This window comes from Catenulispora sp. EB89 (assembly GCF_041261445.1).
Classification (GTDB): Bacteria; Actinomycetota; Actinomycetes; order Streptomycetales; family Catenulisporaceae; genus Catenulispora.
This window is the reverse complement of the sequence record NZ_JBGCCU010000006.1, coordinates 153794-166885: the sequence shown is the minus strand read 5'-3', so window position 1 is coordinate 166885 and position 13092 is coordinate 153794. Positions and strand designations below refer to the sequence as shown.

General features: G+C 64.7%; 10 protein-coding genes. 5 read left to right on the top strand and 5 right to left on the bottom strand.

All coding sequences use genetic code 11. The features are described 5' to 3' along the window. The first annotated feature begins 58 nt into the window (after positions 1-58). A complete protein-coding gene (locus ABH920_RS15255) occupies positions 59-529 on the top strand; it encodes a hypothetical protein (protein WP_370349623.1) in 471 nt (156 codons plus the stop codon). A 21-nt stretch (positions 530-550) separates the two neighbouring features. Here the strand turns inward: ABH920_RS15255 and ABH920_RS15250 are convergent, their stop codons facing one another. From ABH920_RS15250 to ABH920_RS15235, 4 genes are all read right to left on the bottom strand, one after another. Then, on the bottom strand, positions 551-2059 hold the full coding sequence (locus tag ABH920_RS15250) for a methyltransferase (RefSeq protein WP_370349622.1): 1509 nt from the start codon (positions 2057-2059) through the stop codon (positions 551-553). A gap of 65 nt (positions 2060-2124) precedes the next feature. Continuing rightward, positions 2125-3813, bottom strand: a complete 1689-nt coding sequence (locus tag ABH920_RS15245; protein ID WP_370349621.1) for a non-ribosomal peptide synthetase — start codon at positions 3811-3813, stop codon at positions 2125-2127. A gap of 56 nt (positions 3814-3869) precedes the next feature. Continuing rightward, on the bottom strand, positions 3870-4901 hold the full coding sequence (locus ABH920_RS15240; protein WP_370349620.1) for an ornithine cyclodeaminase family protein: 1032 nt from the start codon (positions 4899-4901) through the stop codon (positions 3870-3872). 1 nt (position 4902) lies between these two features. Further along, complete coding sequence (locus ABH920_RS15235; RefSeq protein ID WP_370349619.1) at positions 4903-6003, bottom strand: pyridoxal-phosphate dependent enzyme; 1101 nt, start codon at positions 6001-6003, stop codon at positions 4903-4905. Positions 6004-6259: 256 nt separating this feature from the next. Between ABH920_RS15235 and ABH920_RS15230 the strand changes: the two genes are divergently transcribed. The 4 genes from ABH920_RS15230 to ABH920_RS15215 all read left to right on the top strand — a co-directional run bounded on the left by ABH920_RS15230 (position 6260) and on the right by ABH920_RS15215 (position 11804). Continuing rightward, entirely contained in the window at positions 6260-7600 is a 1341-nt protein-coding gene (locus ABH920_RS15230) for an MFS transporter (protein ID WP_370349618.1), read from the top strand. Positions 7601-7612: 12 nt separating this feature from the next. After that, positions 7613-8767, top strand: coding sequence for an acyl-CoA dehydrogenase family protein (locus tag ABH920_RS15225; RefSeq protein ID WP_370349617.1), 1155 nt, complete (start codon positions 7613-7615; stop codon positions 8765-8767). Beyond that, positions 8760-9923 (top strand): hypothetical protein, encoded by a 1164-nt coding sequence (locus ABH920_RS15220; protein ID WP_370349616.1) that lies wholly within the window; start codon positions 8760-8762, stop codon positions 9921-9923. The genes ABH920_RS15225 and ABH920_RS15220 overlap by 8 nt, the downstream gene beginning before the upstream one ends. Positions 9924-10043: 120 nt before the next feature. Further along, positions 10044-11804, top strand: a complete 1761-nt coding sequence (locus ABH920_RS15215; RefSeq protein ID WP_370349615.1) for an amino acid adenylation domain-containing protein — start codon at positions 10044-10046, stop codon at positions 11802-11804. Between the two features lie 74 nt (positions 11805-11878). Here ABH920_RS15215 and ABH920_RS15210 read toward each other — a convergent pair whose 3' ends face one another. Then, on the bottom strand, positions 11879-12871 hold the full coding sequence (locus ABH920_RS15210) for a cytochrome P450 (protein WP_370349614.1): 993 nt from the start codon (positions 12869-12871) through the stop codon (positions 11879-11881). Between the last annotated feature and the right edge of the window lie 221 nt (positions 12872-13092).

Genomic DNA, 13092 nt, shown 5'->3' with positions numbered 1-13092 from the left:
GAGCGGACGCCTGACAATTCCGGAGGACGGGATCGCAGTGACTAGATACACGGTTACCGTGACGTCTGATGACGATCGCGCGATCGAGACCACTGTGAAGGTGGATGTTTCCGCAGGTGTGCCACTCATCACGGAGCTGCACCTGAAGGCTGCGCCGGGCGGCGGGGTGACGCCTTCCGAAGCAATGGAGCTGTTACTGCGGGCTCTTCCGCAGAGTACCTTCGCTGAGACTGATACCTCTGCCGCCTCGTCGGATCAGCCGACTGGAGTGGTCAGGCCGGTAGGCGAAAGCTCCGCACCGGCTCGCGTCAGCGTTCCGGCTGCTGTTCGGCCGTCGGCCGAGCCGGGATCCGAGCGGGCTTATCGGACCATGCCGGCCGGCTTCGTGGAGGCTTTCCACGAATACCCGACCATCGGCGCGTTGGCCGACGCCTTCGGCGTTCCCCGGTATACCGCTCAGGCGTGGGTGAACACAGCACGGCGTCGTGGCCAGCTACCGAGCGCCAAAAAACGTACCCGCCGCCGGTAGGAGGCCACGACCGTCCGCAGCTTAGCCGGGTACCGCCATCGTGAGATCCCACGGCAGCCGGCGCAGCGCTGATCTGTCCGGTTGGCCGTCAGGGGTTTCTGGCAGCGCATGCAGGAACGCGAAACGGTCCGGAAGCTTCGTACCGGACTCGCGCAGATCCAGGGTCAGCTCTGTGAGGAGGGCACCACAAAGGCGTTCCCACAGTGGGTCGTTCGCATGTCTTGAGACGTCATACGCGCACAGGTCCTGCTCCAGCCGGTGGACAGTGCCCGTCGGCGGCTCGCGGTCGAAGTATGCGTCGAACAACCCGTTCGGGTTACCGGCGCTCCAACTCAGGTCGAGATGGTACCCGTTGTCGCGGGCCAGATCCCATAGGTCCTCGGGATCGATGCCGGCCACGGTGGAGCCGTTCGAATGCGTAACCACTTCTCCGACCGGGGTGCAGGGATCCGCCGCTGCTATCGCGTGCTGTAGCGCGATAAGCGAGGACAGTCTGGCATTGGGGATCTCTCGGATCGTCAGGCGTGGCCCTCGCCAGGCCGACAGTCTCTCGCCGAAGCTCTGCAACGGCAGACCGCTATCCGGCCAGTGGAGGATCTCCTCGGCGCTCAGCGGTTCAGTCGAGGCTGTTCGGCCGATCCGGAGAATGACGTCGTATCGGAACCGGCTGACTTCGTTGCGGTAACGTCCGCGCTTGAGGAGTATGCGGACTCCCGTGACGCGGGGATTGCGACGGCTGAGCATGGAAAAGTAGCCGGGACTCAGGCAGAGCTCCCGCTCTTGGTCTGCCATGCGCTGGATCTGCGCTCGGAAGCTTCCGACTTCCGTCTCCGGTCGGGTTTTCAGCAGTTCGACCGAAGTGTGGAAGAGCTCAAGGAGCGGGAGGCTTCGGACGTCGCCGATGAAGATGTGACCGCCGTCCGCGGTCGCGTTGATCGCGAGCTCCAGAGTCTTGTCGAGATACTCGACTGACGGGAAGTACTGGATCACTGAATTCATGACGACGGTGTCGTACTCGGTTTCCGCGGTGAAGCTTTGATGCGCGGGCGCGGTCCACAGCAGGAGCGGTGTCGTCGTGTCCGGAGAATGGTCCAGCGCCTGCTGAAGGTAGTCGACGGCTGTTGGCGAGATGTCCGTGCCGGAGTAGGCCGTGCAGTGCTTGAGAACACGGCGAAGTATCATGCCGGATCCACAGCCGACTTCGATGACTCTGCCGGGCCGCAGCGCGGCGATGCGCTCCTCGGTGGTGTCCAGCCACGCGGCCATGTCGGTGCGTTTCAAAGGGCTTCCTGTATAGCTGCTGAGCCATCCGGCGAGGTTCAGATCCGGATCGCCCGCCGCCAGGCTGCCTTGATACGTATGCTCGTACAGGCCACGCCATTCGGCCAGACGCTGGTCGCCCCACTCGGCGTCGCGCAGGCTCGGCTCAGGGCATACGTACGCGATGACGTCGGCCTCAGGGCCCGGCGTCTGCACCTCCTCGACAGCGCAGACACGCACCGCGCGATGTGACGCGATGGCTTGTTCCATCTCACTCATCACAGATCGATCTGCCTTCATGGTTCACCTTTCGACGCGGCGTCGCCGAGTCCCGATCAGGTCAGCCGACTGGACAGGGTGTCGCTCAGCTGTCGCAGACTCTCGGCATCGAAGACATCCATCAACGTCACCTTGACGTTGAGCACGTCCCGAATCTGGTTCACGAACTGGGTGGCCAGCAGGGAGTCCCCGCCTTGTTCGAAGAAGTCCTGCTCGGGATCGACGGAGGCGATGGCGAGTACTCGGGCGCAGATCCGGCACAAGAGCCGCACCAGCGTGGTTTCTATGTCGGGGGAGGGGGACGCGGTCGTCGATGGTGTCGCTGTCCAGAGGAGATCCCGGTCTATCTTCCCGTTGGGCGTTCTGGGCAGCTCCGGCCACCTCGTGAATACTCCCGGGACCAGGTGCAGGGGCAGCCACTCGATCAGCTGATTCCTCAGCGTGACGTGATCAATGATGCTCTCGCTCTGGTAGTGAGCTGTCAAACGTTTGACAGTGTCGAATTCGGTGACCGCCACCACCGCTTCGAGGATTCCGGGTATCCTGGTCAACGCCGCTTCGACCTCACCGAGCTCGATGCGGAAGCCGCGGACCTTGACCTGATTGTCGGACCTGCCCAGGAAGTGCAGGCGGTGATCTTCGCCAGCGGTGACGAGATCGCCTGTGCGGTACATGCGCGCACCGTGACCGCCGGGGTCAGGTACGAACCTCTCGGCCGTCAGCCGCGGATCGCCAAGGTACCCGCGCGCCACCTGGACGCCGCCGAGGTAGAGTTCGCCGGTGGCGCCGCAGGGCGCGGGTTGGAGGTCGTCGTCGAATACCGTCGCGGTCACGCCGCTGTTCGGGTGTCCGATCGACGGTGTTCCCGGGTCTTCCACCAACTCGGTGGTGTTCCAGATCGTGGCTTCGGTCGGGCCGTATCCGTTGAAGAACCGGCGCTGCTGGCGCCAGCGCTCTGCGACATGCTCGGAACAGGCTTCTCCACCGACGAAGATGGTGGTGAGGATCGGGTTGTGAGGCACGGGAGTGACCGCGAGGCTCGAAGGTGGTACGACGACTACTGTCACGTCGCGGTTTTCCAGCGTGGCCGCTAACGGCTCGCCCGGACGTAGGTGAGGCCGCGGTGCCAGGACGAGGGTTGCGCCGGCGCCGAACGCGAGAGCCATTTCGAACACGATCGGGTCGAAGCTGAACGAAGCGAACTGCAGGACGCGGTCGGACGGGCTCAGATTGAGTATCTCCCGTTGGGCGGCGATGACGTTGGAGATACCGCGGTGCGGGACCATAACGCCCTTGGGCCGACCCGTTGACCCTGATGTGTAGATGACGTAAGCCAGACTGTCCAAAGGCGGCGGCCGGAGAACCGCCTTCGCGGCGGGTAGAGAAGCCAGCTGCTCGAATGGAATGGTGCGAACGCGGCTGCGGAGCTCAGGACCGTCTCCCAGGACCACGCGGGTCCCAGAGTCCTGCACCATCATGTCCAGCCGTTCGAGCGGGTATGCCGAATCCAACGGGAGGAAGGCCGCTCCGGCCGCGAGCACCGTCAGGATCGCCGTGATCGCTTGCCGTGTCCGGTCTCCCCAAACCCCGATGATCTCCTCGGAGCCGATTCCGGCTTCCAGCAGCATGCACGCTGAGGAGACGATAGACCGGTGCAATTCGCCGTATGTCAAGACACCATCGGCATCTTCGAGCGCCGGTGCGTCCGGTGTCAGGAGGGCTTGGGCCGCGACCGTCTCAGACAAGGTCGGAATCTCCGGTCCGGGATTGCCGACAGCTTGAGATTCATGACGCGTTCGATTCAACGCTCCAACTCCATTCCGAGACCGAGAGAGCGGGAGGTGCGGAGCACGGCGTCGGCCACGGCCACATCTCCGATACCCATCCCAAAGGGGTTGACGACGACACGCTCTTCTTCACGGTTTCGGCCGGGCGCGGTTCCAGCCAGGACCGCGCCGAGTTCGGCGTCCACCCGCCGTCCGCCATCGGCCGGTTCGGCGCCGGGAGCGACGACGCTCCTGGCGCGGATCAGCCGCCCCAGTACACGAGTCGTGTCGTCGGCGACAAGTGACCAGTCGTCCACGACCAGCCGGTCGGCCCGCATGATGACCTCCGGTTGGACGTCGTCCAGGGAGACGTTGATCACGAGGGCTCCCGGCCGCAGCCAGGCGTACTCGATGTACCCCTGGTTCGTGGTCGTGACGGGGATGACGACGTCTGCGGCCCTGACCGCCTCTTCGGCAGATCGCGCAAGCTGTATCTGAGCGCCACGGCCCTTCAGCCGTTCGCGATACTCTTCCGCGAGGGCTTCCGCACGTCCGCGTTCGATGTCGAAAACATGGAAGGTCTCGAACTGCGGCATCTGCTCGGAGACCAGATCCATATGGGCTCGGGCCAAAGCTCCGGCTCCGATGATGGCGACATCGTGCGCCGACCGGGTGGACAGTTCGCGGACGGCGAGATACGAAACGGCCGCGGTCCGTGTAGCGGAGATCGGGCCGGACGCCAAAACAGCGGCCACTCGTGCTGTCTGCGCGTCGAACATGAGCGTCAGTCCGCTGGCCCGGGGAAGTCCTCGTCGCACATTGCCGAGCGAAGCATTAATGATCTTTATCCCATAGGCGAAGGGGTCCGCTGGGACGCCGCCAGGCAAGGCCAGACTGCGTGCCGGTTCGCCATCAGGCGATGTCCACCGGAGCGCGGCTTCGGCCGGGAGCAAGGTTTCACCCCGTGAATGGGCCATGAGGGCTTCGGCCACCGCCTTCACCGCATCACAGGAACGGAGTGCCACAGTGACTTCGTGTTCGGATAAATACAATATCGAAGTGCTCATATCACCTGGCCAAGGTTCGAGGAGCCGAGTCGGATCGTGAGCCGGAAGGCTCTGTCGTCCGGATCGTTGAGAACGGTGCGGAGCTCTGCGAGATGTCAAGACCCGCTTTCGCCAACCACGCTGGCTGGTAAATAGATGTGTCGTATTTGGTGCCGTCGTCCGGGCAGATACAAGCGATCTGGGTCAGCTCTCGCCGGGCGAGCAAATGCGCGGCGCCGGCTATAGCCGCCCCGCTGGAAGCACCTACTTTGATTCCAGTACGGTTCCAGAGTTCGTGGCAGCTGGTCACGGCTTCCAGATCGCTGACATAGACCAACTCGTCGTACGTCCCGGCGGCAAGGAATTCCGAAGGCCGACTCGAGCCGATGCCGTTGAGGCGGCGCGGTCCCAATGGCCCGCCGAGTGCGCTCGAGCCGATGACGTCGACGGCTACGACGACGACGTCCGGACGGTGCTCCCGGAAGTAGCGAGCGAGGCCGGCCAGGGTCCCGCCGGTCGACACCGCCGCGATGACGGCCTGCAGCCGCTCGCCGCACTGTGTATCGATCTCGGGCGCCGTCGTGGCGTAGTGTGCCAACGGGTTCAGTCCGCTGCCGTATTGGTTCGTCCAGACATAGTGGGGCCGAGCAGCGCACAGCTCACGGACCCGCGCTAATCTCGCGGGCAGGAAGCTACCGTGCTCGTCCGGCCGTTCGACGATGTCCACCCGCGCGCCCAGGGAAGTCAGGACTGCGAGATTCTCCGCAGTAATGTGCGGGTCCACTACCGCATGGAAGCGGTAGCCGAATGCTCTCGCGAGGTAGGCCAGGGCCACCCCGAGGTTTCCCGAGGTCGATTCCACCACGGTATCGCCTGGCTTGAGGCATCCCTGTTCCCGCAAGCCTGTGAACAGTCTCAGGGCAGTTCTGTCCTTGATGGATCCGCCGGGGTTGAAGCCTTCCAACTTGAGGACAAGCTCTGCCTCGCGTCCTCCGTCAACGGTGAACTCCAGACGTCTCACCGGCGTGTCGCCGATGCTCGACACCAGGCCGGCGAGTTGCTCGCTGCTCAGCTGTCCGAGTCGGCTCCAGGCCGCCGAGCCCGGTCTTTGGTACTCTTCCACGCTGGAGACTTTAAGCAGCCTAGAGATTCTGTGCAACAGTCTGGCTGAGTCGTACTGTCTTCGCCGATGCCGCCGCTGGCGACGTACGACGCGCTAGCCTGCTGCGTAGGGAGGTAGAACCCGGTGTCGAGGACTCGGTGACGTTTTCTCGACGTCATGGGCAGACTCGTCAGGGTTGATGTATCCGTCGTCTGAGTGTTGTGATAGGTTGCGGTCGCGTGCGTAAATACTCTAAGGATGCATGAAGGGGGCTTGGATGGCCGACAAGACCACCTCGACCGTCGATAGGACGGGGGGCCGGGTACTGCTGCGCCGGCTGCCGTTGGGTGTCTTGCGGACCGAGCCCCAATTCGCCAGGGTCTGGGCCTCGGCCACGATCTCACTGATGGGAACCGCGGTCACCGGGCTGGCGCTGCCGCTCACTGCCGTCATCACCCTCCACGCCAGCGCGTTCCAAGTCGGACTCCTCGAGGCGACTCAATGGGTGCCGTGGCTCGTGATCGGTCTGTCCGCGGGGGTGTGGGTCGACAGGCTCAAGCGGCGTTCGGTCCTCATGCTCAGCGCGGTCGCGAGTGCTTTGCAGCTGTCCGTCATTCCGATCGCGCATGCGGCGGGTGTTCTGCACGTGTGGATGTTGTTCGCCGTGGCCGGCGGGGTCGGCACTGCTTCGGTCTTCAATACCTCGGCAGGCCCGGCGATCGTGCCGACGCTGGTGGGGCCGGACCATCTCCTTGAGGCCAACAGCCTCATCCGGATGAGCCAGTCACTCGCCATGGCCGTCGGGCCGGGATTGGCAGGGGCTTTGGTTGCTCTGCTCAGCGCGCCGACCGCGATCGTGGTGGACTGCACGACATGGACAATCGCGGCGCTTATCTTGGTCCTGACGCCCATACGGGAAGAAGGACAGGCTGGGGACAGTGAAGCGGGGTCACACTTCGCTCAGATCAAAGAAGGGCTCGACGTCCTTCTCCGGAGCCGGTATCTGCGCCCCATGATCGCGGTCGCCGCGTTCGGCAACTTTGCGAACGGGGTCTGGAACGCGGTCTTCGTACTCTTCGCCGTCCGCGACTTGGGAATCTCGGCCGGGTTCCTCGGCCTGCCGCTGGTCTTCTACGGGTCGGTCAGCCTGGCGGCGGCTCTGACCGCGCCCACGGTCATCCGCCGGACCGGCGTCGGGCGTTCCATGATCGTCAGTTCGCTGGTGGGCAATCTGCCGATGCTGCTGATCCCCTTCCTGCCCCGCGGGGCGGTTTCGATTCCTTTCATCGTGCTGCCCTTCGCGGTGGCCGGCCTGTTCTCCCCGGTTTTCAACGCATCGATGCAAAGCGTGATGCAGGCCTCGGTCCCGACCCGGATGCTCGGGCGGATCGGGTCCACTATGACCATGCTCGGCTGGGGCATGATGCCGATTGGAGCGCTGATCGGTGGCCAACTCGCCGCGCACCATGGATATCGCATGCCACTGCTGATCGCCGCGGTGTCCTGGAATCTGGCCACACTCGGCTTCATCGGATCGTCGGTCTGGTCGCTGCACGAGCTTCCCACCGGCGAATCGTCACTGGACTCCGGCGCCGCCGTGACGACCGCCACCTCATGACCATGGAGTGAGATGGATTTTCGCCTTACAGCCGATCAGCGGGCTCTGCGCAGTCGGGTGCGCGAGTTCGCGCGAACATGCCTCGGAACCACCGCGGCGGAATCCGATGAGTCGGCTCGCTTGCCGCTCAAAGAATGGCGCGAATGCGCACGGTTCGGCATCCTCGGCTGGCCGATACCTCCGGAATACGGTGGGGCCGGCCTGGACCCGTTTTCGATCGCGATCGGCTTGGAGGCGCTGGGATATGGCTGCCGGGACAACGGGCTGGTCTTCGCTATCGGAAATCAGTTGTGGGCGTGCGCCGTGCACATTCTTGCACACGGTACGGAGGAGCAGAAACAGCGGTTTCTGCCCGGCTTGGCCGACGGGTCGCTGGTCGGGTCCCAGGCGCTGACCGAACCGGATGCCGGATCCGACGTCATGGCGCTGAGCACCACGGCGCAGGCCGTCGCCGGCGGCTATGCGCTGAACGGGACGAAGACCTTCATCAGCAACGCGGTGGATGCCGATGTCTTCATCGTGTTCGCCCGGACCGCCCAAGAACGCTCTCAGTCGGCGCTGACAGCCTTCCTGGTCCCTCGGGGGACGGCAGGGTTGGAGGTCACCGGTCTGTCGAAACCAGGAGTGAGAGCCACGTCGATGGGGCGGGTCTTGCTAAGGGACTGCCGGGTACCGGCCGAAGCGATTCTCGGCGGTATCGGCGGCGGTTATGGGCTGTTCACCTCAGGGATCGAGTGGGAACGGATCTTCATGTTCGCGCCACAGGTCGGGGCTCTGGAGTGGATGGCCGAGGATGCCGCCGCCTACGCGGGCTCCCGGAGGCAATTCGGGCGTCCGATCGGTTCGTATCAGGCGGTTTCGCACAAGATTGCGGATATGCGGATACGTGCTGAGCTCAGCCGTTTGGCGTTGTATCGAGCTGCCTGGCTCAAGGGCGAAGGCCGGGTGGCCTTGTTGGAGTCGGCAATCGCCAAGCTGTACATCAGTGAGAGCGCTGTGGCAAGCAGCTTGGACGCTCAACAAGTCTATGGAGCGCGGGGTTATGTGAGTGAGTACGGAATCGAACGTGAAGTACGGGACGCACTGGCGGGCCGGATCTACGCGGGCACCTCGGACATCCAGCGGAACATCATCGCCACGCTGATCGGAGTGCCCACCGGTGACTGAGACGATCGTCGAGCTGGAAACGCCGGTTCCGCTCCGGCTGGAACCCGAGCTCGCCAAGCGGATACTCTTCGTCTCCGCCGCGATTTCGGACTTCACCCTGGTACGCAGCGACAGGGACGTAGTGGCCGTCGCATTGATCGTTTCTCCGGGGACCGCGATCGATGATCTGGCGCGGAAGGTCAACGCCATGGCGGTCAACGATGTGGTCATGCAGCGCGTGGTGGAGCCCCGGGTCTTGTGGACGACGACGTCGGTTCCCTTGACGGAAGACGACCCCTTCGCCGCGATGATCGCTGCCGGTGCCGCTGTGGAGATGGGCGAGGGCATGGTGGCGCTGTCCGATCCGCTCATTCCGCTGGCCGCCTACCTCGACGGCCGTCTCCGCCGGATAGCGGTGGACGAACTGGGCGGGGTCGAATATCAGTATCCGACGGTGATCGCGACCGAGACCCTGCGTCGTTGCGGTTATCTCGAGTCTTTCCCCCAACATCTGATGTTCGTCACCAGACTGCACACTGACATGGACGTGTATAACGCTTTCGGGCGGGAGGTTCGCGCAGATCCCGAAGCGGTCCGTATCCTCGACTTCTGTCGGAATACCGACTACTCGCTCCCGCCTACCATGTGCTTTCACACATATCAACAGCTTTCAGCGACCACGGTGCCGCAGGCCGGTAGTACGTATACGGCACGAGGCAAGTCGTTCCGCTTCGAATCACATTACCGGCGAGGGCTCGAACGCCTGTGGAACTTCACCATTCGCGAGACCGTGTTCGTCGGATCCCGCGAGTTCGTCGTCGACTGCCGCCGCCGGTTCCTCCAGGCCGCCGCGGGTCTGGTCGAGGAACTGGGTCTGTCAGGGCGCTGCGAAGTCGCCAGCGATCCGTTCTTCTTGGGAGACAGTGCTTCCAAGGCTTGGTCTCAGCGTATGCATGAACTCAAATACGAATTGATCCTGGGCGTCGGCGCGGGTCGCGAGGTCGCCGTGGGATCTTTCAACTTCCACGAGCGGTTCTTCGGGGAAGCGTTCGCCATCCGAGCCGAAGACCAAGACGTCGCATATACAGCCTGTGTGGGCTTCGGACTGGAACGTTTCGTACTCGCGTTCGTGGCCCGGCATGGGCTCGACCCGCGGGCTTGGCCGATCGAGCTGTGAGTGCCTCCCGAGGCGCCGTACGCGGCGGTCTTGGTTCATCCCGGCCGAAAGGACGATATTGTGGAGATGCCTGCGACGACGGCACCAACCCGATCCGTGGGTGGTCCCGCAGGAGAGCGAATGCAGACTGTACCGGCGGCGTTCGCCTTACATGCGCAGTCGAAGCCCGCAGCTCCGGCTGTGCGCGGCACCGAGTACAGCATCACCTATGCGGCGTTGGAGAAGCAGGCCGATAGCGTCGCGATCGCACTCGCCGAGCTTGGAGTCGTGGCCGGGGATTTCGTGGGCCTGGCGGTGCGCGGATCTGCCGAACTCGTGGCCGGGATGCTGGGTGTTTTGAAGACGGGAGCGGCGTACGTTCCACTGGATCCCGGGTATCCGGCCGATCGGATACAAGCGATGTGCCAGGACACACACGTGTCGCTCATCATCGCGGAACCGGCGACCGCCGCGCCGTTCAGGTCCGACGGCCGACGCACGGTGATGATCCACGATCTGGTCGCCGCCGGCGATGGTGGCCTCCCTTGGACTCGTGACCAGGCGACCAGCGATTCCCTGGCCTACGTGATGTTCACCTCGGGAACAAGCGGCCGGCCTAAAGGGGTGGCCGTGTCTCATCGAAACATCCTGCGGCTCGCCCATGGTCTGCCGTTTCTGGACCTCGGTCCAGGGTCCGTGGTCCTGCAATTCGCGGCGCTCGGATTCGACGCTGCCACGTTTGAGATCTGGGCACCGCTTCTGAACGGAGGATGTGTCGCCTTCCCTGAAAGCGGGACCACTGCGTTGGATCTGACCGAGCAGATCCCGCTTCTGGGAGCGGACACCATGTTTCTCACCACTGCCCTGTTCAATGAACTGGTCGACGTTGATCCCGGCGCGGTGGCGGGGTTGAAGCAGCTGCTGTTCGGAGGGGAAGCGGCATCGGCAGAGCGCGTCGAGCGTCTTTTGAACATCCGGCAGCGGGATTCGCGGCTCGTCCACTGCTATGGCCCGACGGAGACGACTACCTTCGCGACCTGCGCGGTCCTACCGGCGGGAGCGGTGCGGAACGGCGCCGCCGTTCCGATCGGACGCGAGATCGGTGGCACAAGCCTGCGGCTCTACGACGACGGTCTCGAACCATCGTCCCCGGGTGAGACGGCGCAGCTGTACATCGGCGGCAGCGGTGTCGCTCACGGTTACCTGGGCCGTCCGGGGCTGACGGCGGAGCGTTTCGTTCCGGATCCCTCCGCCGAGGCCTACGGTGCACGGCTGTACCGGACCGGGGACAGCGTTCGGCGCGGTCCGGGCGGGGCCCTGGAGTTCGTGGGCAGGCTCGACCGTCAGATCAAGGTGCGCGGTTTCCGCGTAGAGCCGGGCGAGGTGGAATACGCGTTGCGTACCGATCCCGGGATACGGGACGCGGTGGTCACGGGACGCGTGGACGCTTCCGGCTTCACCCAGCTGGTGGCCTTCTTCATAGCCGCGGGCGACGAGCCCACGGCGCCGGAGGAGATCAAGAAGCGTCTGGAACGGAGGCTGCCTTCGTACATGATTCCGACGCGGCTCTTCGCGGTCGACCGGTTCCCCCTGACGGCCACCGGGAAGACGGACATGGACAGGCTCCTGGGGCAGGCATCAGGCCGCGGTGCCGTCTTCGAGGCACTGCGCCCGCCGTCCACCAACACGGAGAAGGTCCTGGCCGATATCTGGTGCGATGTGCTCGGGTTGTCCGAGGTGGGAGTCGATGACAACTTCTTCAGCCTCGGCGGCGACTCGATCCTATGCATCGGTGTCGTGACCCAGGCCGAGGAGCGCGGGCTGGTGTTCTCCCTGGTCGATCTCTTCCGCAACCAGACGATCGGCGAACTGGCGGAAGTGGCCGACGCGGCAGCCGGCTGACCGGTCGCGGACCCGGTCGGTGGGCGTCGCGAGCCGTGCCCGCGACGCCCACCGGAATGCGGCACCGAATTCGCTCAGGCGACTCGGGGCTCGAGGACGACGGGTAGCCCGGTCAGACCGGACAGGAAGTTCGACTCGAGCCATCGACCGGATCCGGCAAGGGCGATCCGGTCGACACGGTGCGCCAGCCGTGCAATCAGGATCCGCAGCTCCAGCAGCGCGAGGTGGATGCCGAGGCAGGTATGGACACCGGTCCCGAAGGTGAGATTCCGCTTCGCCGACCGGGTCACGTCGAAGCGCGCAGGATCAGGAAACACCTCGGGGTCCCGGTTGGCCGCGGCCAGCCAGACTGTGACCGCATCACCTGGGCGCAGGCAGCTGTCGCCAAGTAGCGTTTCGTCGCGCACGGTGCGCATGACGTGTTGAGCAGGCGTGGCCCACCGGAGTACCTCGTCCACCGCTTCGGACACACTGGCCGTCCCGTCCTGCACGAGCCGGAACTGCTCGGGGTGCAGGGCGAAGGCCAACACCGCGCTCGCCGCGGCGTAGCGAGTGGTCTCGTTTCCGCCGATGACCAGGTTGACGCAATTCAGGGCCAGCTCCGCAGCGGTCAGCTCACGCCCCTCGATTCGGGCGGCGGCCAGCACGCTGATCAGGTCCTCGCGTGGTTCGGAGCGCCGGTCCCGGGCCAGTCGGCTGTAGTAGAGCATGATCTCGCCGTACGCGATCCGCGCCTGGAGCGGCTCGGTGGCCGAGCCGCCGGCGAATGCGGTCGTCGTTCGCTCGATCATCCAGTCCTGATCCTGCTGCGGCACCCCCAGCAACTCGCAGATGACCTTCACGGGAAGCTTTTCGGCGACCTGGCTCACGAAGTCGCATTCGCCACGGCCTATGACGTCGTCGAGCAGCATGTCCACGGTGCCGGCGATCGCGGGTTCGAGCGATCGCAGTGCTCGGGGACTGAAGTGCCGGGCCAGGATGCCGCGCAGGTCGGTGTGCCGAGGCGGATCCGTGACGACCAGCATGCGGCCCGCAGCCGGATCCCCTCCGCCGTCCAGGACGCTCAACATGTTTCCGCCTTCCGAGCTGAAAAGTCGGGGCTCGCGCAGTATCCGCTGGGCGTCCTGATACCGGCCCAGCGCCCAGAATCCGCCGCCGTGACCGCAAGGGTTGCGAGCCGGGCTGCCGGAGTGGAGCAAAGGATCCCAGTACGCGCCGACGTCGTGCGGCGGCGGCACCGGGCCGGCGAAGTCGGTCTCCATACCTGCGCGGTCCGCCGCGCCCTGTT

Coding starts and splice junctions, on each gene's coding strand:
- ABH920_RS15240 (WP_370349620.1), bottom strand. CDS start 4,901: ATGAGCACTTCGATATTGTATTTATCCGAACACGAAGTCACTGTGGCA.
- ABH920_RS15225 (WP_370349617.1), top strand. CDS start 7,613: ATGGATTTTCGCCTTACAGCCGATCAGCGGGCTCTGCGCAGTCGGGTG.
- ABH920_RS15215 (WP_370349615.1), top strand. CDS start 10,044: ATGCAGACTGTACCGGCGGCGTTCGCCTTACATGCGCAGTCGAAGCCC.
- ABH920_RS15250 (WP_370349622.1), bottom strand. CDS start 2,059: ATGGAACAAGCCATCGCGTCACATCGCGCGGTGCGTGTCTGCGCTGTC.
- ABH920_RS15230 (WP_370349618.1), top strand. CDS start 6,260: ATGGCCGACAAGACCACCTCGACCGTCGATAGGACGGGGGGCCGGGTA.